The 15,397-nt window shown below is 46.3% G+C and carries 11 protein-coding genes; all 11 read left to right on the top strand.

Annotated elements, in window-relative coordinates; genetic code table 11:
- Nucleotides 1–45: 45 nt before the first annotated feature.
- The 11 genes from MM817_RS03525 (at nt 46) to dnaE (ending at nt 15,301) form a co-directional block, all read left to right on the top strand.
- Nucleotides 46–1,263 (top strand): aspartate kinase, encoded by a 1,218-nt coding sequence (locus tag MM817_RS03525; RefSeq protein WP_241712045.1) that lies wholly within the window; start codon nt 46–48, stop codon nt 1,261–1,263.
- Between the two features lie 124 nt (nt 1,264–1,387).
- Complete coding sequence (locus tag MM817_RS03520) at nt 1,388–2,776, top strand: amidase (RefSeq protein WP_241712044.1); 1,389 nt, start codon at nt 1,388–1,390, stop codon at nt 2,774–2,776.
- A gap of 31 nt (nt 2,777–2,807) precedes the next feature.
- Complete coding sequence (locus MM817_RS03515) at nt 2,808–4,535, top strand: phospho-sugar mutase (protein WP_241712043.1); 1,728 nt, start codon at nt 2,808–2,810, stop codon at nt 4,533–4,535.
- 128 nt (nt 4,536–4,663) lie between these two features.
- On the top strand, nt 4,664–5,131 hold the full coding sequence (locus tag MM817_RS03510; protein ID WP_241712042.1) for a helix-turn-helix domain-containing protein: 468 nt from the start codon (nt 4,664–4,666) through the stop codon (nt 5,129–5,131).
- A gap of 14 nt (nt 5,132–5,145) precedes the next feature.
- Complete coding sequence (locus MM817_RS03505; RefSeq protein WP_241712041.1) at nt 5,146–5,625, top strand: hypothetical protein; 480 nt, start codon at nt 5,146–5,148, stop codon at nt 5,623–5,625.
- Between the two features lie 66 nt (nt 5,626–5,691).
- The gene (locus MM817_RS03500) at nt 5,692–6,456 is read left to right on the top strand and encodes a TSUP family transporter (protein ID WP_241712040.1); all 765 of its coding nucleotides are present in this window, start codon (nt 5,692–5,694) and stop codon (nt 6,454–6,456) included.
- A gap of 46 nt (nt 6,457–6,502) precedes the next feature.
- Nucleotides 6,503–8,374, top strand: coding sequence for a bifunctional homocysteine S-methyltransferase/methylenetetrahydrofolate reductase (locus MM817_RS03495; RefSeq protein ID WP_241712039.1), 1,872 nt, complete (start codon nt 6,503–6,505; stop codon nt 8,372–8,374).
- A gap of 88 nt (nt 8,375–8,462) precedes the next feature.
- The gene (locus MM817_RS03490; protein WP_241712038.1) at nt 8,463–9,767 is read left to right on the top strand and encodes a DRTGG domain-containing protein; all 1,305 of its coding nucleotides are present in this window, start codon (nt 8,463–8,465) and stop codon (nt 9,765–9,767) included.
- A 16-nt stretch (nt 9,768–9,783) separates the two neighbouring features.
- Nucleotides 9,784–10,467, top strand: coding sequence for a response regulator transcription factor (locus MM817_RS03485; RefSeq protein WP_336605144.1), 684 nt, complete (start codon nt 9,784–9,786; stop codon nt 10,465–10,467).
- Nucleotides 10,464–11,858, top strand: a complete 1,395-nt coding sequence (locus MM817_RS03480; protein WP_241712037.1) for a sensor histidine kinase — start codon at nt 10,464–10,466, stop codon at nt 11,856–11,858. The genes MM817_RS03485 and MM817_RS03480 overlap by 4 nt, the downstream gene beginning before the upstream one ends.
- Nucleotides 11,858–15,301: a DNA polymerase III subunit alpha gene (gene dnaE, locus MM817_RS03475; RefSeq protein ID WP_241712036.1), complete on the top strand. Its 3,444-nt coding sequence runs from the start codon at nt 11,858–11,860 to the stop codon at nt 15,299–15,301. The genes MM817_RS03480 and dnaE overlap by 1 nt, the downstream gene beginning before the upstream one ends.
- The last annotated feature ends 96 nt before the right edge of the window (nt 15,302–15,397 follow it).

Raw genomic sequence — 15,397 nt, 5'->3', positions numbered from 1 at the left:
TTGCATAACTATGCAGTTTTGTGAAAGAGAGATAGGAGTGGAATCATGGCAGTGATTGTACAAAAGTATGGAGGTACGTCTGTTGGAACGGCAGAACGTATAGGTGCAGTGGCTGATCGCATTGCCGCGACAGTTCAAGATGGAACTCGTTGTGTGATTGTTGTATCTGCCATGGGTCACTCGACAGATCGTCTTGTGAATTTGGCGAATGAGATAGCTCCTGTGCGAAGTCAACGAGAAATGGACGTGTTATTAGCCACGGGTGAACAGGTCTCGATTGCTCTTGTTGCGATGGCATTACTTGCACGTGGAGTCCATGCTCAGTCGCTGACAGGATGGCAAGCGGGAATTAATACTGAAGCAGTTCATGGTGCAGCGCGCATCGAGTCGATTGATCAGAGGCGCATCGAGCAATTATTAGACAACGGCATCATACCTGTGATCGCAGGTTTTCAAGGAATTCATGGTACAGATGTCACAACGCTTGGCCGGGGAGGTTCTGATACGACTGCAGTAGCAGTAGCTGCATCGATTCATGCGCAGAGCTGCGAAATTTATACAGATGTAGATGGTGTATATACAGCAGACCCCAGGATCGTAGCAAAGGCTTCAAAGTTATCTGCAATTTCTTACGAGGAGATGTTGGAATTAGCAACTCTTGGTTCGCAAGTATTGCATCCGCGAGCGGTCGAGACAGCTAAACAACATGGCGTACAACTTGTAGTGCGATCTAGCTTTTCAGAAGCGGAGGGAACGGTGATTAAAGAGATGGGCTCGATGGAAGGCATGAGGATGGTAACAGGTGTTGCAGTGGAAAAAGAAGTAGCGCGTATTGCAGTGCTTGGCATACAAATATCGAAACATCATTTAAGTGCAATGTTTCAGGCACTCGCACAAGAGCAGGTCAATGTCGATGTGATTGTGCAAAGCGTTGTCAAAACCGGAGAGGTGGATGTCTCCTTTACTGTAGCAGAAGCGGATGCCACACACGCGATTCGCATGTGCGAAAGCTTACAGTCAGTGCTAGGATACCGTGAGATTTTGCAGGAGTTAGGATTATCTAAAGTATCCATTGTTGGGGCAGGAATGATTACAAATCCTGGTGTGGCCGCACAGATGTTTGCGGCAATCGAGGCAGCAGGTGCAGAGATTAAAATGGTCAGTACATCTGAAATTAAAGTGTCTTGCGTGATACCAAGCCGCTTTTTATCTGAAGTGGTCAATCAGGTACATCAGACATTTGCACTTGATGCGCTGGAGTGATCATGATATAAGTCATTCACTAGTGGTTGCCTGACTAGTTTTGCAGTATGCTAGATGCGTAATGAATGTCGAAAGTGGCCATGCAGTGTGTAAACTGATGATTGTGTAGGATGGTGAAACGAGCATGGACTTGACAGAATTAAGTTCGCTAATCTATGCAAAACAGGTGTCGAGTGAAGAGGTCACTAGGCGGTACTTAGACCGAATTGAGATGTATGATGGTGTACTTAACTCTTTTATTACAGTGTGTTCGGAAGAAGTTGTAAAAGCTGCACAGGTAGCAGATCATGATATGGCATTGGGCAGGGCGACAGGTGTGTTACATGGGATACCCTTTGCTCTGAAAGATGTATTTTGGACGCAAGGTGTACGAACGACAGCTGGTTCCAAACAATTAGAAAATGATGTTCCAACAACGGATGCACATGTATGGACGCGTTTAAAGCACGCCGGAGCGCTTTTGCTAGGGAAGACTAATATGCACGAATTTGCGTATGGTACGACAACGGAAAATCCACATTATGGTGCAACGCATAATCCGTGGGATCTCATGCGCATTGCAGGAGGATCAAGCGGAGGAAGTGCAGCGGCAGTAGCGGCTGAGTTGGCTCCGGCATCATTAGGGACGGATACGGGTGGGTCGATTCGCATTCCTGCCGCTTGTTCAGGTGTCGTCGGATTAAAACCGACCTTTGGGTTAGTGAGTAAACAGGGTGTCGTTCCGCTTGCATTTTCACTTGACCATGTAGGGCCGATAACTCGTTCGGTGCGCGATGCAGCGTTGTTGTTGCAACTGATTGCAGGCTATGATCCGCAAGATTCGACGAGTGTACGCAGTCAAAATGAGCAGTATGATCGCATGATAGGGAACTCATTGTCTGGGTTGCGTATTGGATATAACGAATCCTTTTTCTTTGCACAAACTGATCCACAAATAGAGGAGCGAACGCGAGAGGTTCTTACGTTCTGTTCGGAGCTCGGCGCACAAGTAGAATCTGTAGAAATTTCTAATTTGTCTGATGGGGCATTTGCACAAAATGTGGTGATTGCATCAGAAGCACTTTATTTGCACAAAGAGTGGATGGCTGAGACACCAGAACGCTACGGAGCAGATGTATATAAGCGATTGGCCTCAGGAAGCCAATATACGGGTGTAGATTATGCGCATGCACTTGATGTACGGTTGCATTTACAACGAGTATGGGAAGAGTTGTTTTCTCATATTGACGTATTGATTTCACCAACCATTCCTTTCCTGGCGACGCCTATAGGCGATCGAGAGGTAGCTGTTTGCGATGTGATGCAGCCTATTCGATCGAATCTAACACGCTTTACCAATCCGTTCAATCTATGTGGCCTTCCTGCTCTATCGATACCTTGTGGGTATTCAAAAGAAGGTTTGCCAATCGGAGTTCAAGTGGTTGGAAAGCCATTTTCTGAAGCGCTGTTACTACAAGTTGGAGCGTGGATTGAGCAGGGATACCCCACGAGAATACCACCGCTTTTTGATTGAGGATGAGCATAACTGCATGAGGGGGATCTGCTTGAACGAGTACAGATGGTCTGCATGGCTACAACAAGAGACACTTGATCTTGCACTGCGACAAGAGTTAGAACAGATGATTGAAGATGGACGAGAGACAGAATTACAAGAGTGTTTTATGCAGGATTTGCAGTTTGGCACTGGTGGCATGCGTGAAAAGATGGGACCTGGAACCAATCGCATGAATGTTTATACTGTACGTAAGGCTTCTTATGGAGTAGCGCAATGGATTGTGCATCATCGTCCAAAACATATGTGGAAGTTAGCTATTGGTTATGATGGTCGTCGCGATTCTAAACGTTTTGCACAAGAAGTGGCTTGCGTAGTAGCTGCTTTTGGAGTACATAGTTATGTTTTTACAGAGGCGCGTCCAACACCGTTTCTATCGTTTGCTGTGAGGGAACTCGGTTGTGGTGGTGGTGTGATGGTTACGGCGAGTCACAATCCACCTGCTTATAACGGCTATAAAGTCTATGGAAGCGACGGAGGGCAAGTGCTAGAAGCAGACGCACGGCAAATCATCTCTGAGATGGAGGGTTGCGGTGATTTATTTTCCATTCCTAGGCTTTCGATAGACGACATGCAAGTCGCCAATCTTGTACATGATATCGGTGTTCAGATCGAAACAGCTTATTATCAGCAGATATCATCACTATTTCACGCTGAGCCAGATGCGGAGAAACGCAAGGTAACGATTGTTTATACGCCATTACATGGCACAGGTGCGCAACCAGTCGTTGCAGCACTGCATCAAGCAGGCTATCAACAAGTTATATGTGTGGAATCGCAAATGCCTTTAGACTCCGCATTTACGCATGTGCAAAGTCCTAATCCAGAAGATGCATCCGCCTATGTGGAGGCGATAGCACTTGCAAAGTCGGTATCCGCAGATATCATTCTGGCCACCGATCCAGACGCGGACAGAGTGGGTCTGATGGTACGTACTGCAAGTGGCGAGTACACGTTATTAACGGGTAACGAGGTTGGAGGGTTGCTACTCTACGATCTCTTGAAAAACCGTAGCAACGGTGAGCTTCGTGCAGGATCTACGGCGATTACAACCATTGTTTCGTCTGGATTTGGAGAAGTAGTCGCCAAGAGTTTCGGGGTACTTACTGAACGCGTGCTGACGGGGTTTAAATATATTGGAGATAAGATTGGTCAGTATGAAAAATCTGGAGAACGTGCGTTTGTATTTGGGTATGAAGAGAGCGTCGGATATCTAGTGTTACCGTTTGTGCGAGACAAGGATGCAGTACAAACGGCTGTTGCTATTGCCAACATGGTCGTCTCTTGTAAGCGCGAGTCAGGTGGTGTGAGTGAACAGTTAGAACAGCTTTATGAACAGTTTGGGTACTTTACAGATGATCTTAGTGGCTACCTGTTTACGGGATTACAGGGAACGAAGAGAATGAAGGCTCTCATGGAAACGTTTAGAGAAGATGGGTTACAGGTTTCCGGATTTCATTTAGAATCGATAGAAGATTACCGTTCTCTTATCTGTACACATGTTCAAGATGGGAGTACGACGCAGTTACACCTTCCATCATCGGACGTTCTCATTTTTCGTTTTGCCAAGGGCCATTGGATTGCCATACGACCATCTGGAACAGAACCAAAATTAAAAGTATACATTGGGGTCACAGCGAGTACAAAGCATGAGGCTGAGGAAAAGCGAGTTGCTCTTGTTCAGGCAGTACAACAGCGGATTACTCCTTTTTTAAGATAAATATGCGCACGTGTACGTATGTGCGCACAAACGCTGTGTGGTATAATATGTGCACGAACACGTGGGTGTTGTGCACATGTACATGACACACCCACATCGTCTATTCTACGATAAAGGGTGATGTGATGATGGAATTTACTACGTATGAAATCGCTTATCGGTTGAATGTTTCAGAGGAAACGGTTCGTCGTTGGATTCGCACAGGACAATTGAAAGCAGATGACACAAGTGGCAAATATCTCGTGAAAGAGGAAGATTTACAAGCATTCTTAAATCGTCGCAGTTCGCGTACTGGAAAAGCTGTGAGTTGGCTTGCTAGTATTGGTGGTGCAGGCGTTCGGGCAGCAGCACCGGGTGTTGCTTTTGCAGCTTCCAATATTGCAACGTCTGCTGCGCTGTCAGGGCTTAAACTATATAAAGTATTGTCTGGTATTGAAACTGTAGGCGCTGATGAATTGTCTGTTATGATTGACGAGATTGATAAAAGCATGAGTAGTTTGCAGGAAAATTTACAGTTGATCTTGGATCAAAAAGAAAAATTAGAATTAGGTATTAGCGAACTCAAAGAGATACGTGAAAAACTGCTACACCAATAGTCGGGAGGATCAAGTTGAGGTTCCACTCTGTCCAGCTATCGATGAGTCAAGATGAAGTGCAATCTGCAGTAAATGAACACCTGGATCATGGATACTCGCTATCCAATGTACATGTAATGACGCATGGGATATTTGCCACATTACAAACCCCATGGACTCCTGTAGATGTCACGGTCAAAATGATCAATCTAAGCGATCCAATTGACCGTGACGATGGAGCCATCTCCCGTGCAAGAGAGAGCATGAGTGAAAGTGTCGTTGCTTTTACTGTTGATGTTTCGAAGTATGTTCGCGTACCACGCCGGTTACTTGCCCACATGTTACAACGTGTCACTTCTCAAATGGCTACAGGAGTAGTGTCAGTCGGCACGGTTGTGCTCATTGATATGAGCGAAGTCTTGCGGCCCTTATTTTTAATGAACGCAGCGAGCCTCACATTAGGAGATGGGTATGTGACACTGACTGGTGAAGATGTGATGATTGAGTTTCATTGACGACTCACGTATCCGCAATCTATAGAGAGGTACGAGTGACAAATACGCGGATACAGGGGTGATCTTGTGCATCATACGTTGATTGTTTTACTTGCATTAATCGTTGGAGGATTTATTGCTGGGCTGTTCGACTCTGTTGTTGGAGGAGGAGGTGTGATTACTCTGCCTACTCTGCTGTGGACAGGGATGCCACCCTATCTTGCTCTTGGAACCAATAAGTTGGCAGGAACATTTGCCTCTTCGACCAGTTCATTTACGTATTTCCGATCGAAAAAACTATATTTTCCGCTATTAAAGTGGATGATTCCTTTTACTTTTATTGGAGCTCTTATTGGTGCAGATACCGTTTTAAACGTGAACGAACGATATCTTAAGATGATTATATTTATAGCTATTGTCTCAATCACGGTGATTACCCTTTGGAAGCGTCATCTGGGTAAGACTAACGCATTTAGGGGTATCCGTTTGGGAGTCATTGTCTTGGCTATGTGCGTGGCGGCTGTTTTGGGGTTTTATGATGGCTTTGTTGGGCCAGGCACAGGTTCCTTTTTATTGTTTGCTTTTCTCTCTGTCTTTCGTTTTGACTTTCTTGAAGCGGCAGGAAATGGACGGGTTTTAAATTTTACAAGTAATGTGGCAGCCTTGTTATTGTTTGCAGTACGTGGGAAAGTGGTCTATACGCTCGGATTGCCTATGGGAATTGCCATGATGATTGGAGCGCGTGTGGGCTCCCGCATTGCTGTGAAACGGGGAGCACGATTGATTCGACCCTTATTCCTTATTGCGGCAGTCGTACTCTCGATTCAGATGGGGATTACTGTATTCCACTGAAGATAAGAAGAAATAGATTGGGGTTTTAGTAGGGGGAAAGGGAAGCATGCAAGAGAGACAAGGGTTATTGGATGTGATCAAAGAACGTATCATCATAGGTGATGGTGCGATGGCGACCCAACTATACGGAATGGGTGTGCCTGTAGGAGTGTGCTATGAGGAACTGTGCGTGTCAAAATCGGAGGTTGTAGCCTCTGTCCATCGTTCCTATGTAGAGGCAGGTGCTATGTTACTTGAAACCAATACATTTGGTGCGCATCGAGCTGGATTAGCACGCTATGGATTAGAAGGACAAGTGGAAGAGATCAACGGCGCTGCGGTTCGTCTTGCAAGGCAAGAAGCGAGAGACGGAGTATACGTAGCTGGCACGATCGGAGCAATCACAGGTGCTAAAAGACAGTTGGCACCCCCCATTGACCTTACAAATGCCTATGCAGAACAGGCCATGGCCCTATTGAATGAGGGACCAGATGCTATTTTACTTGAGACTTTTCTTGATCTTGCAGAGCTGCGACTAGCCTTACAAGTGGTGAGAAAACTCACAGACAAACCCGTCATAGCACAACTTGCTCTTCTTGACCTGGCGGTTACGCGTGATGGCGAGCCTGTGCAAGATGCGTTTCGGATCTTGTTTGATGAAGGAGCAGATGTCATTGGGCTGAACTGTCGCTTTGGTCCAGCAGATATGCAGCGAGTGTTACAAGGGATTGAAATTCCTAAACATGCGGCACTTTCTGTGTATCCTAATGCTGGATTGCTTAGCATGACAGATGGTCACTATGCGTATCCATCTGAACCGGAATATTTCGCGGCGGCAGCACTTGATTTTCGCGAGCTTGGCGTGCGCATTATTGGGGGATGCTGCGGTACAACACCAGCCCATGTAGCTGCGATGGCTCATGCTGTAGGCAATTTACCCCCCATAGAAATCAAACACAGACAAAAAGCTGAGTCTGCAATTGTAGTGAGATCTTCTGCGATGCGTGCTGTGTTGGAGAAAAATGCAGGTGAAATGGAAGCTAGTCAAGAACCTATCCATGAAAAGGTACTCCATACGCATACGGTGATCGTTGAATTAGATCCACCGAAAGATCTGAATGCGACTGCATTTTTGGAAGGGGCAAAAGCATTACAGTCTGCTGGGGCTGATGCAGTCACGCTTGCTGACAATTCCCTTGCCATGATTCGCATGAGCAATATGGCACTCGGTGCACTGATGAAGCAACAAGGCGTTGAACCGCTGTTACACATTTCTTGTCGCGACCGCAATCTTATAGGACAACAGTCTCACTTAATGGGATTGCACGCACTTGGGATTTCGCAAATTTTAGTTGTGACTGGGGATCCTTCCCGCTTTGGTGATTTGCCTGGTGCAACGTCTGTATTTGATGTTTCATCTTTTGATATGATTAAGATGATTAAACAACTTAATCAAGGAACGGGTTTCTCAGGTAAAACGATGGATGTGCCGTCTACATTTGTTGTGGGAGCGGCCTTTAATCCGCATGTTCGCCATTTTGATAAAGCGATTAAACGCTTAGAACGCAAGGTGGAGGCAGGCGCAGACTTTATTATGACTCAGCCTATCTATGATCCACGCTTTTTTGCAGTCTTGCGCGATGCTACAAAGCATCTTCCAGTGCCCTTATTTGTTGGGATTATGCCGTTATTAAGTCAACGCAATGCAGAGTTTTTGCACAATGAAGTTCCGGGCATTTTTCTAACCGATGATGTTCGAGAACGCATGGCGCTGCACAAAGGCGCGAGAGCACGAGAAGAGGGGATTGCAATTGCACAGGAGTTACTCGATGCTGCAATCGAACAATTTAAAGGCATTTATCTGATCACTCCGCTATTACGCTATGAAATGACAGCGCAGCTAACAAGTTATGTAAAAGCAAAAACATCACCCCAATAGATAGTGAAGTGTCCTTTCTTATAAGAAAAGGACACTTTTTTTGTGCCTGTTGTATAATAGGTACAGTGATCTGAGGGCGAGGAACAGTATGTCGACAAAACATGATCAAATCCTAAAACACATTGAAGAATTGCCGATTGGGCATAAGATTTCTGTGCGACAAGTGGCGAAACAACTAGAAGTTAGTGAAGGTACAGCGTATCGAGCGATTAAGGAAGCTGAAGGTCAAGGATTAGTTACAACCATTGAACGAGTAGGCACTGTACGCATAGAAAAGAAACAGCGACGAGATATCGATAGGCTTACCTTTGCTGAGGTTGTCAATATTATTGATGGATCGGTACTTGGTGGACGCGGGGGTCTTCACAAATCGCTACAAAAATTCGTGATAGCGGCGATGGAGATTCAAGATATGGTGAAGTATGTGGATCCAGGTGCACTTGTGATTGTAGGCAATCGCGAAGCGGTGCACATGGCGTCTATAGAACATGGGGCGGCTGTACTCATTACTGGTGGCTTTACTACCAATGCAGCTGTCATTCATTTGGCCGATCGGCTAGATCTGCCGATCATTTCATCAGCATATGATACTTTTTCTGTCGCTTCACTGATCAATCGTGCTATTTATGACCGCTTGATTAAAAAAGAAGTATTGCTTGTCGAAGATTTACTTGGTCAAGATCCACCGGCTATTTTGACGGCGGAAAGCACGGTTGCTGACTATCGACAGCTTGTGACACAGACGGGACATTCGCGCTTTCCTGTGTTGCAAAGTGATGGCAAATTAGTTGGTGTCGTAGCTGCACGAGACATATATGGACAAGAATCCACAACATTGATGGACAAGGTCATGACAAAGCAACCGATCTCCGTCACAGCGAAAACATCGGTGGCAGCGGCGGCTCATATGATGGTGTGGGAAGGGCTAGAGTTACTTCCAGTGATTGAATTTAAACGGCTCATTGGAGTAATTAGTCGACAGGACGTCATTAAAGCATTGCAATATAATCAAAAGCAGCCGCAGATGGGAGATACGATCGAAGATATCGTACTTGGGCGGTTTGTTGCACATGTAGAAGATAAAGTCTATCAGCTTTCAGGTGAAGTGACACCGCAGATGTCTACGCCACACGGGTCGTTATCAGTTGGTGCATTTACTATGATCATTTCGGAAGCGGCAATGCAGGCGCTAAAAAAAGTGCGAGATGCCAATATGTTAATTGAAAATAGCACCTTATATTTTCTGAAACCGGTGCAAATTGATCAACAAGTGGATGCACGTGCGCGTGTGATTGATTCGGGTAGAAAAATGGGCAAAGTGGACGTGGAGCTATTTCGTGGGCAAGAGCTTGTAGGGAAAGCGCTTGTTACTATCCAAGTGCTGGAGCGCTAAGAGGGGAGTGGCAAGCGTGAACGGGGCTGGATCTGAGTCTTCGGTGCTTGTCGTAGAAGACGAGCGGCGTATCGCGCGTTTAATAGAATTAGAACTGGTTCACGAAGGTTTTCAGGTTGAAATTGCATTTGATGGAACGACTGGGTTGCGCCGTGCCTTGGAAAAGGATTTTGGTGTGATTTTGCTCGATCTCATGCTCCCTGGCATGAGCGGGCTTGAGGTCTGCAGAATGCTACGGAAACAAAAACGAACACCGATTATTATTTTAACTGCGCGCGATAGTACAGGGGATAAAGTGGCTGGCCTTGATGCGGGAGCGGACGATTATGTAACAAAGCCGTTTGTGACGGATGAATTATTGGCGCGGGTGCGTGCTGCGTTTCGAAAAGGAATGGCACGGGAGGAACTAGTGGCAAGTGATTTGCAACTGTTTCCTGAGGAGCGGCGCGTAGTTCGAGCTGGGCAAAAGCTTGAATTAACCACACGTGAGTTTGATCTTTTACACTTTTTATTGATCCATATGGATAAAGTATTATCTCGCGATGTGATCTTACGTCGTGTCTGGGGATATGACTTTGAGGGGGAGACAAACGTAGTTGATGTGTATATTCGCTATTTGCGAATGAAAGTGGATGAACCATTTACTACGCCACTGATTCACACCATCCGCGGCGTTGGCTACGTGTTGCGCAAGCCATGAAACTGACGATTACGACTCGCTTTGTGGCGCTATCTACACTTGTTGTGGCGATTATTTTTTTTCTTTTTAATGCATTTGTGTACTTAGAGTTTATGAATGTGACGATTGATAATGAACGTCAAATCGTTGTCACTCGTCTTGCTGATCTAGATCGGAGGATGGATAAGGGAACTCTTGCTCATGCAGTAGAAGAAGTTAGACAGATTGTTCCAGATCCACGGCAAATGGTTCGCTTACTCACACCCAATGGGAAAGTAGTAACATCCACAGCAACTTATTTCCCAAAACAGTGGGTGCCATCAGGATTGGCAGCAAGTCAGATGCTTGGGCATGGTGTCGTGTTGTACGATTATAAGAATCATCGCATACTTGTAGCGAGTGTACTTATACATGTGAAAGAGGGCAATGTGACATTGCAGTGGTTAGAAAATGTCGCCTCACTGGATCATAGTATTGCCTTTGTATTCTACCTGTTACTTACTGGGTCTATTGGTGGCCTCGCGCTAGCGGCTGTGTCTAGCTATTTTTTGGCGCGCTATTCATTACTTCCGATTCGTGAGATGATCGCAACAGCGCGAGCTATTACACCTGGTGATCTAAGTAGTCGAATTGAAGTGCCACGTCGAAAAGATGAATTAACTGAACTTGCAAACACGTATAATGCGATGCTGGATCGCATTTTTTTGGCTTTCTCACGTGAACGCCAATTTATTGCAGATGCTTCACACGAACTTCGTACGCCGCTGTCAGTATTGGATGGCTATGTTCATTTGTTGCGACGATGGGGATGGGAAGATGAGGAAGTGCGTCACGAGGCAGTGGTGGCGATTGAAGAGGAAGTTAGACATTTACACAACATGACCAATCAGTTACTGACTCTTGCGGCCATCGATCAAGAGTCTATACATAGTTGTCGTGCGATAGCAGTGGCTCCTATTGTCAAACGTGTAGTTCATAAATGGCAGCGGCTATTTGAACAGTATGCATGGGTAGTCTCTATTGATGCGGAACAGAATTCCTTTGTTCGCATCGATGAAGTGAGGCTAGAGCAAGTCATTCGAGCATTGTTAGATAATGCGTGCAAGTATACGCCAAAAGGGAACTCGATCGAAGTCGTTGTTACTCAGGTAGATTCTCAGGTACATATCGTGATCTGTGATGAAGGGGAGGGTATTCCTCCAGAGGATTTACCTTATGTGACAGAACGTTTTTATCGAGCCGATAAGGCGAGAAGTCGACAGGAGGGAGGAGTTGGATTAGGGCTTGCTATTTGTCGAGAAATCGTTGAGCACTACGATGGAATCTTTTTATTAGGTGATGCTCAAACAAGACAAGGAACAAAGGTGGAAATGATCTTTCCTGCAATGGATATAGAAAAGGAGTCAACGTGATGGATCCGATCGTACATCTACGCGTTTGCTCACAATACAGTTTATTGTATAGTTCAGCGCGCATAGATCAAGTGATAGAACGTGCTAAAGAAGAGGGAATGAGCGCTCTTGGCGTGTCTGATCGCGGCGGAATGTATGGAGCGCTGAGTTGTTATCGAGACATTTTACATGCGGGATTGACGCCTATTATGGGGCAAACCATAGTCGTCACGTCGGAACGTTCCTCGCGAAAATCCCAGGAACGCTCTGAAATCGTCTTGATTGCCACTTCGATGGAAGGGTATCAGTCCTTAACTAAGCTTGCTTCAGTGGCTGCACTGCGCGATGGTGATGGAACGATGTTTAATACATGGACGGAACTAACGGAGTATGCGACAGGATTATTGTGTCTCACAGGCGGAGCAAAAGGACCGCTTGAGTTCGCGTTACGAACCAAAGATATAGAAAGTGGACAGCGCATCTTGCAGCATTTAATGCGCATTTACGGAGAAGGTCACATCTACGTTGAATTGCAAAGTCAAGGACTTATGCGCGAAGAGGAAGAACACCTGTTCTTTGCTGAATTAGCAAAATCCATGCAAATACCGATCGTTGCGACAAGTGAAGTGCGATATCTAGATAAAGCAGACTTACAAGTCGTGGATATTTTGGCGGGTATTCGCGAAGGGGTCGATATAGAAGCTGCGAGCGCATATCGTGAACAAGGTGCCACATCTTACTTTCGTTCGACAAAGGAGATGCAGTCACTTTTCGCAAATTATCCAGAAGCACTACGCGCTACGGCAGAGATTGCTCGTAAAGCCAAATTTTCATTGCCCCTTGAACAGTGGTCCATGCCCTACTTTCCATTGCCACAAGGCCGATCAGAAGCGGATGAACTTGTATATCAGGCGCAACGAGGGCTGATATGGCGCAAAGTGGCGGACGATGAGCGGTATCAGCAACGACTGAAAAGAGAGTTAGATGTGATTATTTCCATGGGGTTTTCAGGATATTTCCTGATTGTGTGGGATTTTATGCACTATGCGCATGAGCAAGGCATATCTACGGGCCCTGGTAGAGGATCTGCTGCCGGTAGTCTTGTATCCTATGCGCTTGCCATTACAGACGTAGACCCGATTGCAGAAAATCTATTGTTTGAGCGCTTTCTCAATCCGGAGCGCGTGTCTTGGCCGGATATTGACATTGATTTTGAGGCCGAGAGGCGGCACGAAGTCATTGCCTATGTAGCGCAAAAGTATGGGCGGGATCATGTCGGACACATTGGAACGCTCGGCACGTTTGCGGCGCGGGCAGCTGTTCGTGATGTGGGTCGCGTATTACAAACACCTCAAGTAGACATCGACCGTTTGGCACGCGCGATCCCTACTGCTCCTGGCATCACACTACAAGGTGCGATCGATACACAGGAAGAGATGCAAAAGGTATTATTGCACATGCCATCTTTGCAGCGGCTTGTGAATCTCGCTCTAAGAATTGAAGGGTTACCTCGGCATGCTTCTTTACACGCTGCAGGGATCGTTATAAGTCGTGACCCTCTTTCTGATCTTGTGCCACTGATGCGCGGTGGGGAATATGTCGTAGCTACCCAGTACGGAATGGATGATATTGCGGCGATTGGGTTGCTGAAAATGGACTTTCTCGGACTGCGAACGCTAACGATCTGTGATCGTGCAAAAGCGTATATTTTGCGTACGCGTGGCGTAGATGTGCAATTTTCGGGCTTGCCGATGGATGAGCAGACACTCGAGTTATTGGCACAAGGCGATACGGATGGGTGTTTTCAGTTGGAATCGACAGGAGTAAAGCGTGTATTGCGCGACTTGCGACCTACAACGTTGGAAGACCTCATTGCGGTCATTTCTCTTTATCGACCTGGTCCAATGGAGCAAATTGGGACGTTTATTCAGGCGCGACGGGGTGACATCCCTGTTCTATATGAAGTTCCGGAATTAGAATCTATTTTGCAATCCACATACGGCATTATCGTATATCAAGAGCAAATTATGCAAATTGCCGCTGCGATGGCAGGTTTTTCACTAGGTGAAGCTGACGTATTGCGTCGCGCGGTAAGCAAAAAACAGCGCGATGTACTTGATGCAGAACGAGCGGCGTTTGTTGCGGGATGCATCGCGCGCGGGCACACAAAAAAAATCGGAGATGATGTGTACGACTTAATTGTGCGTTTTGCAGACTATGGATTTAATCGATCACACGCGGCGGCCTACGCGGTTCTTGCGCACCGAACAGCCTATCTAAAGGCCAATTTTCGCGCAGAATTTATGGCGGCGCTCATGACCGATGTGGTGTCTCGACCGGAAAAATTGGAGCAATATGCAACTGCATGTACGCGAGTGGGGATTCGCGTTTTAGGTCCAGATGTAAACCGTAGTGAAGATGCCTGTGTGCCGGAGTTACTTGCAGATGGGGAGATTGCGATTCGCTTAGGGCTATCTGCAGTGAAACATGTCGGGGTATCGGCCATTTTGCAACTCGTAAAGGTGCGCGAGCAAGAGGGCGCATTTCAATCATGGCAAGACATCATTACACGTATAGATTCTCGTGCACTGACGCGTCGCGTGCTGGAGAGCTTAGTGCAAAGTGGTGCATGTGACTCATTTGGCATTTCCCGCAGACAGCTTTTACTAGAGATAGAGCGTGCAACGAGTGGAGGAAGATCGACTGTGCATGTTGGACAAATGACACTGCATGGTCTTGTAGAAGACGCGCAAGAAAATGTACGTGCTAAGGGGATAGGCAACCTACCAGACGATCCTAAACAATGCGCGCAATGGGAGCGCGAGCTCATTGGCTTCTCTGTGTCGTTTGATCCCTATGAGGCTATCACTGCAGCACAGCAACGATTACATGTGCAGACGCTACAGGAAGTAAGTGAGCATGTTGATGCGAAAAATATACCAGTCAATGAAGTGGCACATGTACTTGGGAAAGTGGCGACTATTCGTTCTGTGAGTACAAAAAAAGGTGAAATGATGGCATTTATCACACTTGAAGATCGAACGGCGAGAATGGAAGTGGTCGTGTTTCCACTTCTATTTCGTCAATGGGCAACAAAGATACAAGTGGATGAGATGATGAGTGTCACAGTAAAACGAGATGCCAGCAAAGGAAAAGGGTGGATTGCCGTCAAGTTACACGAGATGACGCAAGCAAATCAACCCATGCCAATCGATGAAAAGCAAGCAGTGCATCATGCGCCACAGCGGGTTTATATTCGCGTTGATAAGAAGCTTGAACAGGATGCTAAGAGTCTCCTCGCTTTGCGTGCGCTTTTAGTTGCGCATAGTGGTCCACTATCTGTAATACTTGTTTATGAGAGTGGCAAACAGCGACTACTCGATGTGGTGCGTGTAGCTCTATCGGATGAACTCATAGTGGCCTTGCAACAGATTGTTGGAGAGGGCAACGTACGCATTCGCTAAAGCAGTGAGTGTGAAATTATCTCTACCGCTGTAAGAACGCCATGATATAATGATAAAATACACACAAATTCGAAAACGGAGATCGCAAACCCCGTA

It is taken from the genome of Sulfoacidibacillus ferrooxidans (genome assembly GCF_022606465.1).
GTDB classification, from domain to species: domain Bacteria; phylum Bacillota; class Bacilli; order Alicyclobacillales; family SLC66; genus Sulfoacidibacillus; species Sulfoacidibacillus ferrooxidans.
The sequence above is the reverse complement of the archived record's forward strand: the minus strand, read 5'-3'. Positions and strand labels throughout refer to the sequence as shown.